Origin of the sequence: Streptomyces spiroverticillatus (assembly GCA_014650415.1) — a bacterium.
Taxonomy (GTDB): Bacteria; Actinomycetota; Actinomycetes; order Streptomycetales; family Streptomycetaceae; genus Streptomyces; species Streptomyces spiroverticillatus.
Genome location: BMUX01000008.1, coordinates 374,647 through 395,974, shown reverse-complemented (window position 1 = coordinate 395,974; position 21,328 = coordinate 374,647). Strand labels below are relative to the sequence as shown.

18 protein-coding genes are annotated in these 21,328 nt (G+C 71.9%); 11 read left to right on the top strand and 7 right to left on the bottom strand.

The annotated features are described in order from the left end of the window. Positions 1 to 34: 34 nt before the first annotated feature. Both IE269_RS23355 and IE269_RS23350 read left to right on the top strand, forming a co-directional pair. Complete coding sequence (locus tag IE269_RS23355; protein WP_189825029.1) at positions 35 to 544, top strand: 2'-5' RNA ligase family protein; 510 nt, start codon at positions 35 to 37, stop codon at positions 542 to 544. A 70-nt stretch (positions 545 to 614) separates the two neighbouring features. Further along, entirely contained in the window at positions 615 to 1,025 is a 411-nt protein-coding gene (locus tag IE269_RS23350) for a VOC family protein (RefSeq protein ID WP_189825028.1), read from the top strand. A gap of 16 nt (positions 1,026 to 1,041) precedes the next feature. On the opposite strand, the gene IE269_RS23345 is transcribed toward IE269_RS23350, so the two are convergent. From IE269_RS23345 to IE269_RS23320, 6 genes are all read right to left on the bottom strand, one after another. Next, positions 1,042 to 1,689: a hypothetical protein gene (locus IE269_RS23345; RefSeq protein ID WP_189825027.1), complete on the bottom strand. Its 648-nt coding sequence runs from the start codon at positions 1,687 to 1,689 to the stop codon at positions 1,042 to 1,044. Next, positions 1,686 to 2,417: a hypothetical protein gene (locus IE269_RS23340; RefSeq protein ID WP_189825026.1), complete on the bottom strand. Its 732-nt coding sequence runs from the start codon at positions 2,415 to 2,417 to the stop codon at positions 1,686 to 1,688. The genes IE269_RS23345 and IE269_RS23340 overlap by 4 nt, the downstream gene beginning before the upstream one ends. A gap of 252 nt (positions 2,418 to 2,669) precedes the next feature. After that, entirely contained in the window at positions 2,670 to 3,392 is a 723-nt protein-coding gene (gene narI / locus IE269_RS23335) for a respiratory nitrate reductase subunit gamma (RefSeq protein WP_189825025.1), read from the bottom strand. Beyond that, positions 3,389 to 4,078, bottom strand: a complete 690-nt coding sequence (gene narJ, locus IE269_RS23330; protein ID WP_189825024.1) for a nitrate reductase molybdenum cofactor assembly chaperone — start codon at positions 4,076 to 4,078, stop codon at positions 3,389 to 3,391. Before narJ ends, narI begins: the two co-directional genes overlap by 4 nt. After that, on the bottom strand, positions 4,075 to 5,595 hold the full coding sequence (gene narH / locus IE269_RS23325; RefSeq protein WP_189825023.1) for a nitrate reductase subunit beta: 1,521 nt from the start codon (positions 5,593 to 5,595) through the stop codon (positions 4,075 to 4,077). The genes narJ and narH overlap by 4 nt, the downstream gene beginning before the upstream one ends. A 1-nt stretch (position 5,596) precedes the next feature. After that, complete coding sequence (locus IE269_RS23320; protein WP_189825022.1) at positions 5,597 to 9,262, bottom strand: nitrate reductase subunit alpha; 3,666 nt, start codon at positions 9,260 to 9,262, stop codon at positions 5,597 to 5,599. Positions 9,263 to 9,507: 245 nt separating this feature from the next. Between IE269_RS23320 and IE269_RS23315 the strand changes: the two genes are divergently transcribed. From IE269_RS23315 to IE269_RS23305, 3 genes are all read left to right on the top strand, one after another. Beyond that, complete coding sequence (locus IE269_RS23315; RefSeq protein WP_229898096.1) at positions 9,508 to 10,746, top strand: molybdopterin molybdotransferase MoeA; 1,239 nt, start codon at positions 9,508 to 9,510, stop codon at positions 10,744 to 10,746. Between the two features lie 37 nt (positions 10,747 to 10,783). Then, positions 10,784 to 11,524 carry a YwiC-like family protein gene (locus tag IE269_RS23310; protein WP_189825020.1) on the top strand — a complete coding sequence of 247 codons (741 nt, stop codon included), beginning with the start codon at positions 10,784 to 10,786 and terminating at the stop codon, positions 11,522 to 11,524. 115 nt (positions 11,525 to 11,639) lie between these two features. Beyond that, positions 11,640 to 12,365: a DsbA family protein gene (locus IE269_RS23305; RefSeq protein WP_189825019.1), complete on the top strand. Its 726-nt coding sequence runs from the start codon at positions 11,640 to 11,642 to the stop codon at positions 12,363 to 12,365. A gap of 29 nt (positions 12,366 to 12,394) precedes the next feature. Here the strand turns inward: IE269_RS23305 and IE269_RS23300 are convergent, their stop codons facing one another. After that, entirely contained in the window at positions 12,395 to 12,841 is a 447-nt protein-coding gene (locus IE269_RS23300) for an SRPBCC family protein (RefSeq protein ID WP_189825018.1), read from the bottom strand. Between the two features lie 224 nt (positions 12,842 to 13,065). Here IE269_RS23300 and IE269_RS23295 point away from each other — a divergent pair, with 224 nt between their 5' ends. The 6 genes from IE269_RS23295 (at position 13,066) to IE269_RS23265 (ending at position 21,293) form a co-directional block, all read left to right on the top strand. Beyond that, the gene (locus IE269_RS23295; protein ID WP_189825017.1) at positions 13,066 to 15,327 is read left to right on the top strand and encodes a right-handed parallel beta-helix repeat-containing protein; all 2,262 of its coding nucleotides are present in this window, start codon (positions 13,066 to 13,068) and stop codon (positions 15,325 to 15,327) included. Positions 15,328 to 15,359: 32 nt separating this feature from the next. Further along, positions 15,360 to 16,508 carry a collagen-like triple helix repeat-containing protein gene (locus IE269_RS23285; RefSeq protein WP_308436975.1) on the top strand — a complete coding sequence of 383 codons (1,149 nt, stop codon included), beginning with the start codon at positions 15,360 to 15,362 and terminating at the stop codon, positions 16,506 to 16,508. Between the two features lie 58 nt (positions 16,509 to 16,566). Next, positions 16,567 to 17,853 carry a hypothetical protein gene (locus IE269_RS23280; RefSeq protein ID WP_189825083.1) on the top strand — a complete coding sequence of 429 codons (1,287 nt, stop codon included), beginning with the start codon at positions 16,567 to 16,569 and terminating at the stop codon, positions 17,851 to 17,853. Positions 17,854 to 17,960: 107 nt separating this feature from the next. After that, positions 17,961 to 19,898 carry a hypothetical protein gene (locus IE269_RS23275; protein ID WP_189825016.1) on the top strand — a complete coding sequence of 646 codons (1,938 nt, stop codon included), beginning with the start codon at positions 17,961 to 17,963 and terminating at the stop codon, positions 19,896 to 19,898. A gap of 129 nt (positions 19,899 to 20,027) precedes the next feature. Then, positions 20,028 to 20,663 (top strand): DUF6193 family natural product biosynthesis protein, encoded by a 636-nt coding sequence (locus IE269_RS23270; RefSeq protein WP_189825015.1) that lies wholly within the window; start codon positions 20,028 to 20,030, stop codon positions 20,661 to 20,663. A gap of 42 nt (positions 20,664 to 20,705) precedes the next feature. Continuing rightward, positions 20,706 to 21,293 carry a hypothetical protein gene (locus tag IE269_RS23265; protein ID WP_189825014.1) on the top strand — a complete coding sequence of 196 codons (588 nt, stop codon included), beginning with the start codon at positions 20,706 to 20,708 and terminating at the stop codon, positions 21,291 to 21,293. Positions 21,294 to 21,328 lie beyond the last annotated feature (35 nt).

Sequence of the window (21,328 nt, the reverse complement as noted above, 5' to 3'; positions counted from 1 at the left end):
TGGAGCGCGACTCTGGAAACGGGTGAGGACGACCATGCCGACGCCGGGAACGACAGCCGTACTGGCACTGCTGCCGGACGCCGACCCCCTGCTGGAACTCGCCGCCGAGGTGGACCCCCGGGCCGTACGCCCGGGGGTCCCGGCGCATGCGACGCTGCTCTACCCGTGGCTGCCGGCCGACCGGATCGGTGCGGCAGACCTGGACCGGCTCCGCGTCGCAGCGGGGACCGGCCGGATTCCCGTACTGCTGAAGGAAGTTGAGCGGGCAGGCGGGTTCGTCGGCGTCCCGGTGCCCGAGCTGCATGCTCGGGCCGCCGCCGTGCGTGCTGCGTTCCCCGAGCAGGTCCCGTACGGCGGCCGGTTCGGGCTGGAGCCGCCGGTGCACGTCACCGTGGCGCTGGACGCGGAGGAGCGTGCCGCCGCCGAGATCGCGGATCGCGTCACGGGCCGTCTGCCGATCCGTACGGAGGTGACGTGCGTGTACGTGGTCGCGCTCACGGACGACGGCTGGCGCGGCCTCGCCGAGCTGCCGCTCGGCAGGTGACCTGGCCTGCGCCGCTGACCAGGGGGAAACTCCCTCGCAGTCCGAGGCGGGCCTGTGGCAGGATCGCCGCATGCTGCGACTCACCGACTTCATCATCGACTGCCCGGACACCATGAAGCTGGCCGCCTTCTACTCCGAGGTGACCGGCCGTCCGATCAAGGAAGGCAGCGACGCGGACTGGGCCGGGATCCAGTTCGGCGAGATCGAGCTGGCCTTCATCCGGGTGGACGACTACCGCGCCCCGCAGTGGCCCGACACCGAGCACCCCAAGCAGTTCCACCTCGACTTCGAGGTGGACGAGATCGAGCCCGAGCAGCGCCGGGTCCTCGACCTGGGGGCGACGCTGCGGCAGGACTTCATCGGCCCCGAGGGCTACGGCTGGCAGGTCTTCACCGACCCGATCGGCCACCCCTTCTGCCTGTGCCGCAACAAGGGCGTCGTCTGGACCGACGAGGGCCCGGTCTGGCCCCAGCGCGGCTGACGAGGCCGCAGAAGGCTCACTCCGGCTGCCCGGGTGCCCGCCCCGCCGCGAACTCCGGTGCGAGGCGGGCCTCCAGGCGGTCGAGCCGGGCCTGGAGGCGGGCCACCACGCTGAACCGCGAGGCCAGGTAGGCCGCCGCCAGCAGCAGGCCCGCACCGAGGGCCAGGTTCCCGGCGAGCAGTTGCACGACCGCCACCAGCAGCATCAGCACCGCGCACGCGGGCCGCATCCAGCGCCCGCCCGCCCGCTTGCTGTTCTGCAGCCGGACCAGGTGGAACATCGCCCGCCGGGCCACCGGGTCGGCCGGGATCTCCTCGCGCCGGGAGAGCCGCATGACGGCGGCGAGCCGGCGGTGGTCGAGTCCGGTCTCCCGGCGAAGCCGCTTCAGGGCCAGCGCGTTGAAGAGGATCAGCAGGCCCGCCGCCGCCACGGCGAGGACGCTGATCCGTACGCCCGTCCTCGTACCGGACAGCCAGCCCAGGCCGGACACCGCGCAGAACCCGAGCAGGATGGCCGCGTTGCCCGCCCACGGCGCGTCGTGCCAGCGCCACTCCCCCGCCCAGTCCACGTCGTCGCCGGGCCTCTTCCCCGACCAGTCCACGTCGTCGCCGGGCCGTTTCCCCGCCCAGTCCACGTCGCCGCCGGGCCGCTCGTCCTGCCTCATGGCCGCCGCCACATGTCCGACAGCCGCACCCCGTGGATCGTCCGCAGCCTGCGCAGTTCCCAGCGCGTCAGCAGCACCAGCGTCACCGGGCCGGTCAGCCCCAGCACCAGGCGCGTCGGCGTCGAGACCTGGTCGTACATGGGGTCGCCGATGGACGGCAGGACGACGGCCAGCACGGTGAAGAAGGGGACGACGGCAGGAAGCGCGTCGTTGATGTCGGCCGTGCGCCCTCCGTTGAGGACGAGCAGGAGGCCCCCGAACCCGCTGAAGAGGACCAGCCACCCGCCGAGGACCGTGGCCCAGGACCAGGTCGGCGGCCACTGGGACAGGTCCAGGGGCGTGAGGATGAACGCGGCCATCGTCAGCACGAACGCGAGCAGCGGGCCGCGCCACCTCGCGGCGGCGGCCCGCTTGCGGCCCCGCGGGGTCATCGCGATCACGAACCAGGCGACGTAGAAGTTCATCTGGACCGCGCTGAGGCCCCACCCGAAGCTCTCGAAGAACCGGTCGGGGATCTCCCGCAGCGGCACCAGCCCGAGTCCCAGCCACGCGCCGACGGTCAGCACGAGACCGAGCACCAGCCGCCACAGGTGCGCCTTCTTGACGACGGGGTCCTCGATGCGGCCCTCGCGGGTCGGCGTGCACAGCCGGTACGCGGCGATCACGGGCACCAGCCAGCCCAGCCACCACACGGGTCCGCGCCGCGCACGCGGCACGGTCAGCAGCACGGGCGCCGGCGGTCCCTGCGCGGGCGGTGTGCCCGGCAGACGTCTCGCGCCCGGGTCTCCCGTTGTCGGCTGCCGCACCGTCGCCCGCCCCTCGCCCTTGTGCTTCACCCCGCGCCGTCCGTGCGTCGGACGCCGGTGACGCTTCCTCAACCGACCTGTGATGCAGGCGAGTTGGGGTCATCATGGGCGCTGGGAGCCGGGATGGGCAAGAGTGGCTGCGGGGAGTTCCGGCCCGGCTTCAGGGGCCGTACCTCACCGGGTGTTCTCCCAGCCGCGCCGCTGCGCCGGGATCTTGTCCAGGCCCCGGCTGCGGTAGACCACGTACGGCCGGAAGACGTACTTCACCGGGGCGCTGAACATGTGCACCAGCCGCGAGTACGGGATCAGCGCGAACAGTGTGAAACCGAAGAGGATGTGCAGCTTGAAGGCGAGGGGTGCGCCCGCCATCAGCGCGTAGTCCGGCGAGAGGGTGAACAGGGAGCGGAACCACGGGGAGATGCCCTCGCGGTAGTTGTAACCGCCTGTCGCGCCGGTCGAGTTGAGGATCGTGGCGAGGAGGCCGAGGACGATCGCACCGAGCAGGAAGGTGTACATGAGGTGGTCGCTGCGCAGGGTCGCGCGGCGTACGGCCGGGACCTTGAGGCGGCGGTAGACGAGCAGGCCGATGCCGGCGGCCGCCGCCGCGCCCGCGACAGCGCCGGTGCCGACGGCTATCAGGTGGTACGTGTGGTCGCTGACGCCGATCGCGTCGGTCCAGCTCTGCGGGATCAGCAGGCCGACGACATGGCCGAGTACGACGAAGAGCATCCCGAGGTGGAAGAGCGGCGAGCCGATGCGCAGCAGCCGGGACTCGTGGAGCTGGGTGGAGTGCGAGGTCCAGCCGAACTGGTCGTAGCGGGCCCGCCATACGGTGCCTGCGACGAGCAGGGCGATCGAGACGTAGGGCAGGACGCCCCACAGGAGGAGGTCTGTCATGCCGACGGCCTTTCGGGCTGTGTGCGGGCGGCGACCTTGGGCCGGGGCAGGTCGATGCCCGGCCCGAAGGGCTCCAGGAGGGGTTCCAGCGGGGAGCCGATGCCGACGAGTTCCTGCGGCGGACCCTTGCGGGCCATCGCCTTGGCCTCCTCCTTGGTCTGCGGGGAGGGGCCGGGGAGCGTGGTGCAGAGGGCTTCGAGGACGGCGGTGTACGGGGTGTAGGCCGCCGTGACGGCCAGGCGCAGGAGTTCGAGGCCGACCCGGTGCTCCTCCAGGAGGGCGGTGCCCGCTTCGGGGTGGCGGGCGGCGAAGTCGAGGGCGACGGGGAGGAAGTCGGGGAGTTCCTCGTCGGCGTACTCCAGGCCGTGGTCGCGGTAGAGCTGCTTGAGGCGGACCAGGGAGAGGCCGCGGCGGCGGGTGTCGCCGTCGGCCCACCAGGTGAGGTAGAGGCAGCGGCGGTTGCGGGTGTCGAAGGTGGAGGTGTAGTGCGCGCCGAGGTCGAGGGGTTCGGTGGCGGCGACGTGGTCGAGGAAGCCGGTGAGGAGCGCGGCGGCCTCGGGCGAGGCGTCGGGGAGCGCGGCGCGGAGCTGCGGCAGGTCTTGGTACAGCCGGGAGTCGGGGTACTCCAGGCAGCGTCCGGCGATCAGCCGGGTGACGGAGTCCGAGGTCAGGGTGGGGGTGGTCATGCGCTCCTCCGGGTGGGTCCGAGGTTGAGCATCACGCGGTCGGGGTGTTCGGCGACGGGGCAGCCCGGGTCTTCGAAGGGGTGCGTCTCGGTCAGCGCCTCGGCGTCGGCACGGGCCGCGCTCGGTACGACGAAGCGGTCCTCCTGCTTGGCGATGGCCAGCAGGCGGAACATGTCCTCCATCTCCTCGCCGGTCAGGCCGACCGCGCGGGCGATGGTTTCGTCGCGGTCCTCGCCGAGGTTGATGCGGCGCATGTAGGCGCGCATGGCGGCCATCCGGTGCAGGACCGCGTCCACGACGTCCGTGTCACCGGCGGTGAGGATCTCGGCGAGGTACTCGACGGGGATGCGCATCGCGTCGATCGCGCCGAAGAGGTTGCCCGCGTCCTCGCCGTCGTGGCCGCTCGCGGCGACCGCCTCGACGACCGGGGAGAGCGGCGGGACGTACCAGACCATGGGCATGGTGCGGTACTCCGGGTGGAGCGGGAGGGCGACCTGGTAGGTGGCGATGAGGTCGTACACCGGAGAGCGGCGGGCGGCCTCCAGCCACTCCTCGGTGATGCCGGCGGCGCGTGCGGCTGCCTGCACGGACGGGTCGTGCGGGTCGAGGAAACACTCCAACTGGCTGGGGTAGAGGTCGTGTTCGTCCTCGACGGCCGCCGCTTGGGCGACCTTGTCGGCGTCGTACAGCATCACGCCGAGGTAGCGCATGCGGCCCACGCAGGTCTCGGAGCAGACGGTCGGCATGCCGACCTCGATGCGCGGGAAGCAGAAGGTGCACTTCTCGGCCTTGCCGGTGCTGTGGTTGAAGTAGACCTTCTTGTACGGGCAGGAGCTGACGCACATCCGCCAGCCCCGGCACTGGTCCTGGTCGACCAGGACGATGCCGTCCTCGGACCGCTTGTACATCGCGCCCGACGGGCAGGAGGAGACGCACGCCGGGTTGAGGCAGTGCTCGCACAGACGCGGCAGGTAGAACATGAAGGACTGCTCGAACTCGAAGCGGATCTTCTCCCCCACCTCGTCGCGGATCTTCTCCACGATCGGGTCGCGCGGCCCGTGCTCGACCGCGCCGCCGAGGTTGTCGTCCCAGTTCGGGCCCCATTCGATTTTGTCGATGGGGGCGCCGGTGATCGTGTCGACCGGGCGGGCGGTGGGCAGGTCGTCGCCCGCCGGGGCCTCGGTGAGGTTCTTGTACTCGTACGTCCAGGGCTGGTAGTAGTCGGAGATTTCCGGGAGGTCGGGGTTGGCGAAGAGGTTGCCGAGGCGCTTGAGGCGGCTGCCGGAGCGCAGCCGGAGCTTGCCGGAACGGGTGCGTTCCCAGCCGCCCTTCCACCGCTCCTGGTCCTCCCAGCGGCGGGGGTAGCCCTGGCCGGGGAGGGTCTCGACGTTGTTGAACCAGACGTACTCGGTGCCCTGCCGGTTGGTCCAAGCCTGCTTGCAGGTGACGGAGCAGGTGTGGCAGCCGATGCACTTGTCGAGGTTCATGACCATCGCGACCTGTGTCATGACACGCATGTCAGTACTCCACGTTCTGGCTGCGGCGGCGGATGACGGTGACCTCGTCGCGCTGGTTGCCGGTCGGGCCGAGGTAGTTGAAGGCCCACGTCAACTGGGCGTAGCCGCCGACGAGATGGGTGGGCTTGAGCATCACGCGGGTGAGGGAGTTGTGGATGCCGCCGCGTCTGCCGGTCTTCTGGGTGCGGGGGACGCCGACGGTGCGCTCCTGGGCGTGGTTCATGTAGACGGTGCCGGGCGGCATCTTGTGGGAGACGATCGCGCGGGCGGTGACGACGCCGTTGCGGTTGACCGCCTCGATCCAGTCGTTGTCGGCGACGCCGATCGACTCGGCGTCCTGCGGGGACATCCACACCGTCTGGCCGCCGCGGCCGAGGGCCATCATGTAGTGGTTGTCCTGGTACATGGAGTGGATGGCCCACTTGTTGTGCGGGGTGAGGTAGCGGACGGCGACCGACTTCTCCCCCGGGCGCTCGCCGTCGCCTCCCTCGACGCGGCCCAACTCCGGCTCCCCGTAAAGGCGGTGCATGTTGAGCGGCGGCTTGTAGACGGGGAGGGCCTCACCGACCTCGTGCAGCCAGTCGTGGTCGATGAAGAAGTGCTGACGGCCCGTCAAGGTGTGCCAGGGCTTGAGGTGTTCGGTGTTGACGGTGAAAGCGGTGTAGCGGCGTCCGCCGGACTCGCTGCCGGACCACTCGGGGGAGGTGATGACGGGTACGGGCCGGGCCTGGGTGTCGGCGAAGGTGACCCGTTTGCCCTCGGCCTCGGCGGCGAGGTGGGCCATCTTCGTGCCGACCTTCTTCTCCAGGGTTTCGAAGCCCTGGACGGCGAGGCGGCCGTTGGAGGTGCCGGAGAGGGAGAGGATCGCCTCGCAGGCGCGCTGGGCGGTGTCCAGGCGGGGGCGGCCGTCGGCGACTCCGCCGCGTACGGTGCCGTTCTTCGCTCCGAGGTAGTCGACTTCCTCGCCGACGTCGAAGGTGATGGCCTTCGTGGTGACGCCGAGCTTGTCGATCAGCGGGCCGAGGGCGGCGAACTTCTCGCCGATCGCGCCGTAGTCGCGTTCCACGACGGCCAGGTTGTACATGGTCCGGCCTGGTATCGGCTCGCATTCGCCCTTGGACCAGTCGAGGGCGACGCCGCCGGGCTGCGCCATCTCGCCGCCGGGGGTGTCGTGCTGGAGTGCGGTCGCCACCACGTCGCGCCGTACGCCCAGGTGTTCACCTGCCAGCTCGCCGAAGCGGCGGGCCAGCGCGTGGAAGGCGTCGTAGTCCGAGCGGGCCTGCCAGGGCGGGTCGACGGCCGGGGTGAAGGCGTGCAGGAAGGGGTGCATGTCCGTGGAGGACAGGTCGTGCTTCTCGTACCAGGTGGCGGCCGGGAGGACGACGTCGGCGAGGAGTGTCGTGGACGTCATCCGGAAGTCCATCGCCATGAGGAGGTCGAGCTTGCCCTCGACGTCCTCCTCGTGCCAGGTCACGTCGCGGGGTGCGCAGCGGGGGCCGTCGTCGGGGAGGTTGTTGTGGGTGCCCAGGAGGTGCTTGAGAAAATACTCGTTGCCCTTGGAGCTGGAGCCGAGGAGGTTGGCGCGCCATACGTTGAGGACGCGCGGCCAGTTCTGCGGGGCGTCCGGGTCCTCGCCCGCGAACCCGAGGGTGCCCGCCTTGAGTTCGGCGACGGCCGCCTTCACCGGGTCGTCCGCAGCCCCGAGTTCGAGGGGGTTGCGGTCGAAGGTGGGGTAGGAGGGCATCCAGCCCATGCGGGCGGAGGCGGCGAGGCAGTCCGCGCCGGACATGCCGTCGAAGGCGCCCTCCGCGAGGGGTGAGGCGAGGGATTCGGCGGGGAGGGTGTCGTACCGCCACTGGTCGGTGTGCAGGTAGAACCAGCCCGCGCCGATCATGTGGCGCGGCGGGCGCGCCCAGTCGGAGGCACTGGCGAGGGTGGCCCAGCCCGTCACCGGGCGGCACTTCTCCTGGCCGACGTAGTGGCCCCAGCCGCCGCCGTTGCGGCCCTGGCAGCCGGTGAGGGTGAGCAGAGCGAGGAAGGTGCGGTAGATGGTCTCGGAGTGGAACCAGTGGTTCGTTCCCGCGCCCATCAGGATCATGCAGCGGCCCTGCGACTTCTCGGCCGTCTCCCCGAACTCCCTTGCCAAGCGCGCCGCTTGGGCCGCCGGGACGGAGGTGAGGGTCTCCTGCCAGGCAGGGGTGCCGGGCTGGGTCGCGTCGTCGTACGAGGTGGGCCATTCGCCGGGGAGGCCGTCGCGGGCGACGCCGTACTGGGCGAGCATCAGGTCGTACACGGTGGTGACGAGCCGGTCGCCGATCCGGCGGACGGGGACGCCGCGCCGTACGGTGCCGGGCTGGTCCTCCTCGAAGCGGGGGAGGACGATCTCGGCCGTCTCCTCGCCGTACAGGGACAGGCGCGGGACCGTGTCGCCGAGGTCGAGGTTCCACTCGGGGGTCTCGTTGGCGCCCCAGCGGTGGCCGAGGGTGCCGTGCGGGACGACGGGTTCGCCGGTGGTGTCGTCGACGAGGACGGTTTTCCACTGGGCGTTCTCGGTGTCCTGGCCGAGGTCGGCGGCATTCAGGAACTTGTGCGGGACGAGGCCGTTCTCGGTGTCGCGGAGGGTGACCAGGAAGGGGAGGTCCGTGTACTGGCGTACGTAATCCCGGAAGAAGGGGGTCTCGCGGTCGACGAAGAATTCCTTGAGGATGACGTGGCCCATGGAGAGGGCGAGCGCACCGTCCGTGCCGGGGTGCGGGTGCATCCATTCGTCGGCGAATTTGGTGTTGTCCGCGAAGTCGGGAGAGACCGTGACGACTTTCTGGCCGCGATAGCGGGCCTCGGCCATCCAGTGGGCGTCGGGGGTGCGGGTGACGGGGACGTTCGAGCCCCACATCATCAGGTACGCGGCGTCCCACCAGTCGCCCGACTCGGGGACGTCGGTCTGGTCGCCGAAGACCTGCGGGGAGGCGACCGGGAGGTCGGCGTACCAGTCGTAGAAGGACAGCATCGGCGCGCCGATGAGGGAGTGGAAGCGGGCCCCCGCCGCGTGCGAGGCCATCGACATCGCGGGGATCGGGGAGAACCCGGCGACCCGGTCGGGGCCGTGCTCCTTGATGGTGTGCACGTGCGCGGCGGCGGCGATCTCCAGGGCCTCGTCCCAGGTCGCGCGGACCAGCCCGCCCTTGCCCCTGGCCTGCTGGTACGTGCGTCGGCGGACGGGGTCGCGCTGGATGTCGGCCCAGGCGAGGACGGGGTCCTTCAGGCGCTTCTTGGCCTCGCGGTACATCGAGAGGAGGGTGCCGCGCACGTACGGGTGGCGGACCCGGGTCGGTGAATAGCTGTACCAGGAGAAGGACGCGCCCCGGGGGCAGCCGCGCGGTTCGTACTCGGGGCGGTCGGGGCCGACGGAGGGGTAGTCGGTGGCCTGGGTCTCCCAGGTGATGATCCCGTCCTTGACGTAGACCTTCCAGCGGCAGGAGCCGGTGCAGTTGACGCCGTGCGTGGAGTTCACGACCTTGTCGTGACTCCAGCGCTCGCGGTAGAACCGCTCGCCGTCCCGTCCGCCGGTGCGGTGCACCGTTCTCAGGTCGTCGGACACTTCGGCCCTGGTGAAATACCGTCCGGCTTTGAGCAGTGCTTCCGCAGCACCGCTCTGGTTCTGCCGCAACTTGACCCTCCGTGCACCGGGAATGGGGAAACTCGGGGCCAGTGGCCCGTATTGACCCTATGCACGCTTCTTCGGCGAACGCGGGGACTTAAGTCCCGTCAGACGGTGACCTAATTCCACAATCCCGTTCCAGGAGCGGTGACATGGTGGAATTCGGCAACAATGCGCTTGCGGAATGGGCCTTTTGGCCCTCTTCGTTCTCTTGGCTCTCTTGGTCCGCCGCAATCCGAAGGACGGTCGGTCTCATGCACACCTGGGCACACGCCCGTACGGCCGCGGCCCGTGCCGTGCGGCCCCTGCTCCCGCAGCGGCTGCCGCTGGCCGACGCGGCGGGCCGGGTGCTGGCCGCACCGCTCGCCTCCCTCACCGACCTGCCCGCCTTCGACACGTCCGCGATGGACGGCTGGGCGGTGCGGGGCCCCGGCCCCTGGCACGTCGTACGCGGACGGGTGCTGGCAGGCGGAACGGGCAGGCCGCTCGATCCCGACGAGGCGGTGGCCATCGCGACCGGTGCGCCCCTTCCGGCGGGCACGAGCCTGGTGCTGCGCAGCGAGGACGGTCTGCTCGGGGAGGACGGGGTGCTGAAGGTGGTCCGGGCGACGGTCTTGGCCCACGGGCACGACCTGCCGCCGGGCCGGGACATCCGGCTGCGCGGCCAGGAGTGCCGGGCGGGCGATCCGCTGCTCCCGGCCGGGACCCGGATCACCCCCGCCGTCCTGGGCCTCGCCGCGGCCTGCGGGCACGACGCGCTCACCGTCACCGGCCGCCCCTGCGCCGACCTGCTGGTCCTCGGCGACGAACTGCTCGACCGGGGCCTGCCGGGGCGCGGCCGGGTACGGGACGCGCTGGGTCCGCTGCTGGTGCCGTGGCTGGAGGCGCTCGGGGTACGGGTGGCGTCGCGCGGCCGGGTCGCCGACGACCTCGACGCGCTGTGCGCCGCGCTGTCGCGCTCGACGGCGGACGTCGTGCTGACCACGGGCGGCTCGGCGCGCGGCCCGGTCGACCATGTGCGGCGGGCACTGGAGGCGCTGGGGGCGCGGATGCTGGTGGACAGCGTCGCCGTACGTCCCGGGCACCCGATGCTGCTGGCGCTCCTCCCGGACGGCAGGCCGGTCGTCGGGCTGCCGGGCAATCCCCTGGCGGCGGTCGCCGGGACGGCCACCCTCGCCGTGCCGCTGCTGCGCACCCTCGCGGGCCTGCCGGCCGCCGCGCCGGCCGGGCTTCCGGCGGGGGTACGGATGGCCGGGCGCGCCCCGTCGACGGCGCTGGTGCCGGTCGCGGTGCGGGACGGGGCGGTGCACCCGCTGGACTTCCACGGCCCGGCGATGCTGCGCGGCCTGGCCTCGTGCGACGCGCTGGCGGTGGTCCCGCCGGAGGGGGCGGAGGCGGGGGTTCCGGTGGAGCTGCTGGCGAGGCCGGGCGAGGCGGAGGGGCCGGGGGCGGTGCTGGGCGCGGCGCTGCTACGACAGGGGGTCGCCGCGTGAGTGGGGGACGTACCGCATGCCGTGAGGGACGTACCGCATGAGCGGAAAGCGGACCAAGTGGGTGCCTGACCAGCACGGTGCGTGGGCCATGCTGACCGTGCCGTTCGCCGTGGGTGCCTTCCTGGGCGGCCCGGTGTGGCTGCATCTGCCGCTGTTCGTGGGCTGGCTGCTGGCGTACGCGACGGCCTTCCATCTCCAGCAGTACGTACGGCTGCGCAGGGTGTCGCGCAATCCGCGCGCGGCGGGGCGGCATGTGAGGCCGCTGGCGGTGTTCGGGGCGGCGTGCGCGGTGCTGGGGCTGGTCCTCGTGGTGCTGCGGCCGTGGCTGCTGGTCGCGGTGGCCGCCGCGCTGCCGTTCTTCGCCGCGAACACCTGGTACGCGTGGCGCAACCGTGAACGGGCGCTGGTGAACGGCCTGTTGGCGGTCGCCCCGGCGTGCGCGGTGCTGCTGGTCGCGGTGCGGGTGGGCGGCGGCACGCTCGCCCAGGGGGTGGTGCCGACCGTGCTCTGCTTCCTCTACTTCGCGGGCACGGTCCTGTACGTGAAGACGATGGTCCGGGAGCGCCGGAACCGCCGGTATCTGTACGGCTCCGTGGCGTATCACGCGGGGGCGCTGGTCTGCGCGGCGGTGCTGATGCCGGTGTCGGCGGCGCTCTTCGCCTGCTTCCTGGTGCGGGCGGCGGTGCTGCCGGGGCGGGGGATGCGAGTGCGGACGGTGGGGATGGTCGAACTCGCCTGTTCGGCGGGGCTGTTGGCGCTGCTGCTCGTCTGTTCCTGACGGGGGTCCGAGGGACTTTGGGCCCGGAGGAAGGGTCTTCCGGCGGGCGGAGGGACGGTCCCGGGCTCCTAGCGTGGGCCGTGGACGACCCAGGTACGACCAGGAGGCCCGGCCCATGACCCCTACGTTCTTCGCACGCCGGACAGGGCGGGCGGTGGTCGCCGTGCTGACGGCCGCACTGGTCGCAGCGGCGGCCACGGCGTGCGGCGCGACGTCGCGCACGACCGAGGCCCCGGCGCCCCGCGTCACCGTCTCCCCCGCCGGGCATGCGGACGGGCTCCCGGCCGCGCTCGCCAAGGACGGCACCACCGTGGTCGTCGGCAGGCCGGACGCACCGCACACGGTACGGATCTCGGTGGACCCGCAGTGCGGGTACTGCGCCAAGTTCGAGACGGGCGGCGGGGAGGCGGTCGCGAAGGCGGTCCGTGCCGGGAAGCTCAAGGCCGAGTACACCATCGCCTCGTTCCTGGACCGGGGCGAGACGGCCGGCTCGACGCGGGCGGCCAACGCGCTGCGGGCGGCACTGGAGCAGGGGAGGTTCACGGAGTACCTGGAGGCGGTGTTCACGGCGCAGGGCAGCGAGGAGGCGCAGGGCTTCTCGAACGCGTACCTGCTGAAGCTGGGCTCCCAGGTGAAGGGGCTGCGGGGCGAAGCCTTCGACAAGGCGGTGAACGACCTCTCCTACAAGAGCTGGGTCGAGAAGTCCCTGAAGGCCTTCGAGGCGAGCGGGGAGAGGTCGGTGCCCGCCGTGCTGCTGGACGGGAAGAAGATCGAGGACGGGGACGCGCTGTTCAACGCACCTGCTTTCGAGGGACTGTTGAAGGAGCGGGGCGCGGCCTGAAGGCGCCCCGCCCGCGAACCCCTGGTGGACTACCCTGCCGCGCCCGGAAGTTCCTCCAGGATCCGGGGCAGCTGCTTCTCCACTTCGTCCGCGAGGCGCTCGAACTCCCGCCCGAGGAAGGGGGCGACGAGTTTCAGCGGGCCCTTGAAGTCCAGTACGGCACGGTAGGTGACCTCGGTTCCGCCGGGGGCGGGGGCGAGGCTGATGTCGTCGCTCGTGGTGACCGACTTGTTCTCGCCGACGAACACCACCCGGTTCGCCGCCAGGTCCACCAGCCGGTAGGTCAGCTCCGTCTCCTTGCCCCGGAAGACGGAGACGTTGCGCCACCGGGCTCCGACCTCCACGGCTCCGGAACCGATGCGGGTGCAGGACTTGGTGCCGGGGTCCCACTCCTCCGTACGGGAGAAGTCCTTCAGGTACTCGATGATCACCGGCATCGGTGTGGCGACGGTGAACTGGCGTGACACGTTGACCATGACGGGCGGTCCTCTCTCGAACGCGGACGCAACCGCACACCCGGTCCCGGTGCGAGGCGCGCCCTCCGTGGCACATCTTCTGCCCCCGCAGAGCCGCCGGACTCTCCGACACGGGCCAGCGTCGACCGCCGGACGGGCGTCTGCGGCTCGCGCCCCGGAGGGGGGCCCACGAATCCGTGCACGAGGGGTCCCTAAAAGATGAACAATGCTCTACTCTCGCGCTCATGTCGTGGACCCGCAGGTTCTCTGCCGTGCCGGCGGCGCTCCTCGCCGCTCTTCTCGCCCTGCTGCTGATCGTGATCGCCGCGCCTGCCGCGAGCGCGCACGAGGAGCGGCCCGTCACCTTTCCGGACGGCTCCGGGTCCGTACCCGTGTACCGGACGGGCGAGCCCGATCTCCTGGTCTGCAAGACCGACCGGGACGCTTTCGAGCGTCGGATCGCCGCCTTCCCCGAGCAGTTGAAGCAGCGCAATCTCGCGCTGTTCGCGCGCTGTCAGAAGAGCGGCTACCGCCATCTCCAGGCCGCCGTCGACGCCGTGAAGCGGCCCGGCATGAACATCGCGATCCTGCCCGGCCTGTACGAGGAGGAGCCCTCGCTGCCGAAGCCGACCGGGGCGTGCGCCTCGCTCAAGGCCCCGAACTCCTCGCTCGGGTACCAGATCCTGTCGTACGCACAGCAGTCGCAGTGTCCGCACAACCAGAACCTGGTGGCGATCCTCGGCAAGAAGAACCTCCAGATCGAGGGCACCGGCGCCACCCGTCTCGACGTCGTCGTCGACGCCAAGTACCAGAAGCTGAACGCGATCCGCGCCGACGAGTCCGACGGCGTCTACTTCCGCAACTTCACCGCCCAGCGCACCACCTTCAACTCGCTGTACGTCCTCGCGGGCGACGGCTTCGTCATCGACGACGTACTGACGCGCTGGAACGACGAGTACGGCTTCCTGACCTTCGCCAGCGACCACGGCCTGTACAAGAACTGCGAGTCGTACGGCAACGGTGACTCCGGCATCTACCCGGGCAGCGCGTCCAACATCAACGACGGGCGCGGCTACGACGTCCCCCGGTACTCGATCGAGATCACCGGCTGCCGCAGCCACCACAACATGGTCGGCTACTCGGGCACGGCCGGTGACTCGGTCTGGGTGCACGACAACGAGTTCGACCAGAACATGGGCGGCGCCTCCATGGACAGCGCCTTCCCCGGGCACCCCGGACTCCCGCAGAACCACGCCAGGTTCGAACGCAACCTCATCCACGACAACAACGCCGACTACTACCCGTACGTCGCCGACGGCACCTGTGCGAAACCGCCCGTCGAGCGCGGTTACGAGCGGGGCGTGGTCTGCCCGCAGATCTCGATGCCCCCGGGAACCGGCATCATCACCGCGGGCGGCAACTGGAACCTGTACGAGAACAACTGGGTGTACGGGCACAAGCGTGCCGCCTTCTACCTCAACGCCGTCCCCGCCTTCATCCGGGGCGAGAAGGCGTGGGCGAAGCAGACCGACACCTCGCACCACAACCGGTACGCGGGCAACGTCCTCGGCAAGGACAAGCAGGGCACCTCCCGGCCCAACGGCATGGACGTCACCTGGGACGGCCAGGGCAAGGGGAACTGCTGGCAGGACGGGCCGGACGGATCGAGCCCCGGGACCCTGCCCTTGTGCGGCGACGAACGCGGGGACCTCTCGGGCGGCTCGGACCGGCTGGTGGGCGAACCGGTCAAGCTGGCACAGCTGCTGATCTGCTCCGACTACAACGTGCAGGCCCGGCGGCTGCCCTCGGGCTGCGACTGGTACGGCGCGCGTGGGGTGGAGCGGGTGGAGACGCAGATCGCGCTGGCGGTGGCGGCGGTCCTGCTGCTGGTCGGCGGGGTGCTGTGGTGGCGGCGGCTGCGCAAGTCCCGGCTGGGGACGCTTGCCACGCTGCTGGGGCTGGTGGGTCTGGTGCTGGACGTGGCGGGCTCGACCATGCCGCTGGCCTCCACGCCCGTACCGGCTGCGGCGCTGCTCTGCCTCGGGCTGTGGTGGGTCGGCGCGGGTCTGGCCCTGCGGGGGACCCGGCCCTGGCTGGCCCGGCTCACGCTGCTGCTGGGGGCGCTGACCCTGCTGGACGCCTTCGACAAGGCGGTGCTGATGGTGCCGTGGGTGCCGGTCAGTCCGGCCTGGGTACGGACCCTGGTCGCGGTGGTGTGGGTGCTGTGGGCCATGATCGCCTCGGCGGGCCGGCCGGGGACGGCAGCCGGGTCCGACGAGGATGCCGGCGACGACCTCCCCGGGAGCGAGACCCCGGACGGCGACCAGGACCACGCCCTCGTCGGCGGGCCACGCGGCGAGGACGCGAAGACCCCCGGCCCGGGGCCCGCGCCGACCGACGGCACCCGCACGGGCACCCGCCCCGCCACGGGCACGGACACCCGTCCCGGCTCCGGCCCTGGCTCCGGCCCTGGCTCCGACTCCGGCTCTCAGGAAGCGACATCGTGACCCGAACCTCCGCCACTGCCACGGGAGGCACTGTGACCGCACGGCCCGAGGACGACCTGCCCTCGACCGCCGGTTTCGCCGACGGCCGCTTCCGGTGCGCCGCCTGCACGCCGGACACGGCAGGAGCCGTCCCGGGCCGAGCCGCCCGGGGTGCCCGTGGTCCCCGCGGCGCCCGTGGTCCCCGGGGCGTCCGTGGTACCCGGGGCGCCCGTGGTCCCCGCGGCGTCCGCGGTCCCCGGGGCGTCCGTGGTACCCGGGGCGCCCGTGGTCCCCGCGGCGTCCGCGGTCCCCGGGGCACCCGTCACCGAGCCACCGCCCGCACCCGCCGCCCCCTCACCCCACCCTCCCTCCTCGCACTCGTCCTCGTCCTGCTGCTCGCCGCCACGGCGACCGGCTGCGCCGAACCGGCCACCACCCACCACAAACCCGGCACCACGCACCAGGAGGCCTCCGGCAACGTCGGCACCCTGCTCAGCTCCGACGACGGCGCCGGGCACCGGCTCCGCGAGGTCGCGGCCGAAGGCGCCCCGCAGGTGCAGCTCGCCGTGCGCCCGGACTCCGAGGACGGCTGGAACCTCCAGCTGACGGTACGGAGCTTCCGCTTCACCCCCGACAGCGTCGGCGGCGCCGCCCTCCCCGGCACGGGCCACGCCCACCTGGAGCTCGACAAGCGCAAGATCGCCCGCCTGTACGGCCCCTGGTTCCATCTGCCCGCGTCCCAAGTCCCCAAGGGTGCCCACACCTTGACCGTCCGCCTGTACGCGGACGACCACACCACCTGGGCAGTCGCGGGCAAGCCGGTGGAAGTCTCCGTCCCGCTCACCGCGACCACCACTGGCACCGGAGGTCACAGTCACCCCGCCCCCACCACGACGGCCCCCGCCCCGGATCCCACCCCCTCGCAGAGCGGCCCGGCGGCCGACCACACCGTGACCATCACTGTCAAGGACGGCAAGGTCTCCCCCGCCCCGGGCCGCACCGAGCTCAAGCGCGGCCAACGCGTCGCCCTGCAGGTCACCAGCGACCAGGAAGACACCCTGCACGTCCACGGCTACGACAAGGAACTCCCCCTGCCCGCCGACCGCGAGGCCACCCTGCTGCTGACCGTCGACCGCAGCGGCCTCTTCGAGGTCGAGACCCATGAGTCCGGCCTCGTCCTGACCCAGCTCCTCGTCCGATGAGCCGCCGGTGATCCTCGTCCACGACCCGGTAGCCCTCGCCCACGACGGTGCGTCGCCGGTGTACCTCGCCCACGGCATCGGCTCCCAGCACGACCTGCCGATCTCCCCCTTCTACGCGTTCTCCGGAGCCTTCGCGGCGCTCTTCGTCTCCTTCCTCGCCCTCGGGCTGCTCTGGTCCACCTCCCGATTCCGCGGAGACCGGTCCGGCCTCGCGCTGCCCGTCCGACTCCAGCGCGCGGCCGACGCACCGGTCATCCGAACCACCTTGCGAGGGCTGGGACTTGCCGCCGCAGTCGTCTTCGTCCTGTACCTCCTCCTGGGCCCGGACGACCCCGACCGCAATCCCGCTCCCGGCGCCGTCTACGTCCTGCTCTGGGTCGGTCTCGTGCCCGCCTCCCTCCTCCTCGGCCCCGTCTGGCGCCTCCTCAACCCGCTCCGCCCCCTGCACCGGCTCCTCGCCCGGGTCCGGGCCCGGGCGAGCGGCCACCCTCTCCGCCCTCACCCGCTCCCGCCCCGGCTCGGCCAATGGCCCGCCGCGGCCGGGCTTTTGGCCTTCACCTGGCTGGAGCTCGTCTCCCCCGAGCCCGCCGCCCGCACCTCCCTCCTGATCGCCCTGCTCGTCCACATCGTCGTCCAACTCGGCTGCGCCGCCCGCTACGGCGAACGCTGGTTCGCCGACGGCGATCCCTTCGAGGCCTACTCCACCCTGCTGGCCCGCCTCTCCCCCGTCGGCCGCCGCGTCGACGGCCGCCTGGTCCTCCGCAACCCCTTCCACGGACTCGACGCGACGCCCGAACGCCCCGGGCTCGTGGCCACCGTCTGCGTCCTGCTCGGCTCCACCGCCTACGACGGCTTCTCCGACAGCCCTTCCTGGATCAACACGATCCAGACCTCCCCTCTCGGCCGCACCTTCACGGCCACCCTCGGTCTCCTCGGCGCCGTCGCCCTCGTCGCCGTCCTCTACTGCCTGTGCGCCGCAGCCACCCGGCTCCTCAGCGGACCGCACCCCGCCCCGCTCACGGCCTTCGCGCACTCATTGGTGCCGATCGCCCTCGGCTATCTCGTCGCCCACTACTTCTCCCTCCTGGTGACCGAAGGACCACGTACGGCAAGCATGGCACTCGGCACTGACAATGCCCCCGATCCCTTGCCCCCCATGGGTCCCGGCGCCCTGGCCGTCCTCCAGGTGACCGCCGTCGTCACCGGTCACGTGCTCGGCGTCGTCGCCGCCCACGACCGCTCCGTCCGCCTCTTCCCGCCCGCCCGGGCCGTGGTCGGCCAACTGCCCCTGCTCGCACTGATGATCACGTACACGATCGGCGGCCTCGCCCTTCTGCTGAACTGAGCCCGGCGACACCGGCGCCCCTGCACATCCGTACTCGCGTTTCCGCCTGAATCGTCGCCCCCGGCACGGGCCTTGTCCCACCGCAGGCCCCCGGGGATCATGACCGCGTGCAACGCCAAGAGAAACTCCACCGATTGCTGACCACGGACGCCGGACTCACCGTCGTCGAGGACGTCTTCCCCGACACCCTCTTCCCGCCCGAGGCTGCTTGGCGGATCGCGCGCGGGATCACCGCACCGCAAGGCGTCGTCCGGGACGCGTGGGACGCCTCCTGGTGGGACCGTCTCGCCGGTGCCGACGGCGAGTTCCTGGTGGCCGTCCTGGGGCATCGGATCGGCGGCAACGACGCCCGGTGGACGCGGGTCCGCCGCACCGGCGACAACGTGCCGGGGCTGATCGGCGGCCCCGGCTTCGTGGCGCTCTCCAGCGACGGAGGGGTGCTGCTGGCGGAGGTGCCCGGTGCGGACGGGCCCCGGCTGACGGCGCTCGACCGGCTGCCGGAACGGTTGGCGGAGGCCGCCGTGGCCGCTGGGTGCGAGACGGAGGACGAGCGCGCCCAGGTGTGGGCAGCGGTTCCCATGCAGCCGGGGTGGCCGGGGCAGCCGGGATTGCCTCTGCACTGGGCGGAGTGGATCGGCTCCAATCCGGCGGCCCCGGACGACCTCTTGATACGGCTGCTGGACGTCCATACGAGCTTTCTGCACGGCTGCGACCGGCCCGCCGTGCTCGAAGCAGCCGTCTCGCACCCCGATCCCCAGGTGCGCAGCAGGCTCGCCGACACCTTCCGGCCGAAGATCACTGCCGACCAGTGGATACGGCTGATCCGCGCCGAACCGTCGTCGAGCCGACGCGTCCTCGTGGCGGAGCAGGCCTGTGCCTGGGACGTCGCACTCCCGCCGGACGTGTACGAGAACCTCCTCGCCGGCGCCTGCCGCGCCGAAGCCGCCCAACTCCCGGGGCTCCCCGCCGAGTTCCTCCCCGCCCTCGCGACCGACACCCGCCCCGGCGTGCGGGCGGCCGTCTGCGCCCGGTGGGCAGATCTCGAACTACCGCTGCGGGCACGCCTGTTGGCCGACGCCGACGACACCGTACGCACGACCGCACTGCTCGCCCACCACGTCGACGCCGCCATGCCCCGCGAAGTCTTCGACGCACTGCCGCAGCCCTGGCGTGCGCTCGAACAGTGCTGCTTCGAGGCCGAGTTGGAGGCGGACCTGGTCCTGGACGCGGACCCGGAGGCGCGCCGGACGCTGGCCGCCAACCCCCGGCTCAGTTCGCGCGGCGTCGCCGCCCTGGCGGAGGACCCGTACGAGGAAGTCCGCGCGGTGGTGGCCGTACGGGCCGACCTCGACGAGGACCAACGCGCCGCCGTACGCCACGACTTCGACCCGGCGATGATGTCGCGCACCCTGCCCTGGGTCGCGGACCTGCACGGTGACGCCGAGGCGATGCGCCGCCTCGCCAAGTCGTCCCATCCCCGCATCCGCCACAGCGTGGCCCGGGCCCGCCGTCTTCCGCCGGACGTCGTGGAACTGCTCGCCGGGGACGTGGACCGGGTGGTCCGGCTGTTCCTCGCCGAGTCGTGCGACGACGCGCCGGAGGAGCTGCTGCTGGAGGTGTGGCGCTGGTGGGACGGCAGCTTCTCCTACCCCGACCGCCCCCGCAGCCACCCCAACTTCCCCCGTACGGGCCTGCTCCGGTACGCCGACGACCCCGCCGGGCGGATGCGTCGGCTGGTGCTGGACGATCCGGAGTCCACGCCTGCCGACGTCGTACGGTGCGCCCGCGACCCGGAGGCCGAGGTGCGCCGCCGCGCGGCCGAGGACCCCCGGCTGTCACCGGCCGATGCGGTACTGCTGCTGAACGACCCGGAGTCCTCCGTCCGGCTGACCGCGATGCGCAGATCCCGGCTGCCGGCCCGGGTCCTGGCCGGGTTGCTGCACGACCGCGAGACGGCGGGCACGGTGGTGACCAATCCGGAGATCCCGGTTCCCGTCCTGTACCGCCTCCTGGCCGAGGCCGAGGCGCACGGCCCACTACCGTAACGGCATGAAGGAACACGCGAACGAAATATCGGCCGCCCCCGGTCCGGAGCCGGCGGTACCGGGCGGCCTGGCGGAAGCGGTGGTTCGCGAAGCGGCTCGCCGGGGAAGACCGTCCTTCCCCCGGAGGCCGTGGCGGGGTACGCGCCGACAGCGGCAGCGCGTTGCGTCAGGGGAGCGGCCCGGTTCTCGGTCTTCGCGCCCCAGGCCGACGAGCGTGAGTTCCGTATCGAGATCACCGAAGAGAACGGGTGGCGCTGGGGCGCCTTCGGCAGTACGGACAGCCTCGCGGTGGTGGCCGACCTCCTGCACCGGTGGAGCGAGGGCGCACCGCTCGATGCGTTGCGCCGTGAATGGCCCCTCCTGGCGGACGATCCGATGAAGGCGGCACCGCCCGGCCGGGTCGTGGCGACCGCCTGGCGGCTGACCCTGGAGCGCTCGCCGGTGATCAGGCTGGGCGACGCCGAACTCGCCGAGGCGCTGTACGCGCAGCCGGCCCTGCGGGTCTTCTTCCCGTGGCCGTCGCACGGTCAGTTCAGCCTGCTCAGCAGCACCGCCGATCCGTTCCACTCGGTGCTTCCCCGGGTGGTTCCGACGTGGGAGGGGCGGTGGGAGGTGGTCACGGACGCGACTGCCGGTACACCGTCACGCGTGCTCGGCACCGGCCTCACCGCCGAGGAGGCAGCCGCACTGATGGCCTCCAGCGTCCCCGCAGGCACCGCCCCGGCCGTCGAGGGCGGCTGGCGGGATCCCGGACCCACTGGCTGACCGGGCATGGCACCCGGCGGGACCACCCCCCAGAATCAGGCCATGGACGTAACCGAACTGCTGAGAGCGGCCTCCCTGCTGGCCCCCGAGGAGACGGCCGGCGAGAACGACCTCACGGTCGACGACGTCTGGGACCACCTCGTCCACGACGAGTGGGACGTGGCCCTCGGCCTGCTGGAGGAGCTCGGCGGCGGCCACTCGCTCCCGCCCGACTTCTGGGAGGAACTCGCCGGGGCCGCCGAGAAGTTGCGGTTCGAGAGAAGCGCCGCCTGGTGCCACTGGCGCTCCTACGAATCCCGCCACGGGATGGTACGGGCCGATCTCACCCTCCGCCCCACCGGCGAGTACCGTCGGCGAACGCCCTTCTCCGGAGCCGGTGCTCTGCGGCCGATGTGGGACATCGGCAACCTGGCCCCGGGCGGCGGGCCGATTCTCGACATCGCAAGCCTCTGGGTCGAATCCGCGCCCTCGCTGGGCCCCGGCGAACGGGCCACGGTGCGGCTCGCACCCCTTGCCCCCGCACGGTGGCGACACCTCCGGCGCGGGCAGACGATCACGATGTACGAGGGCGGGCCCGTCGCCGGGACCGCCGTCGTCCTGGAGGTCCGGGCTCCCCAGAACACCGCGTAGCCCCGGCCGGATCCTCCATGGGGCAGGCTCTTACG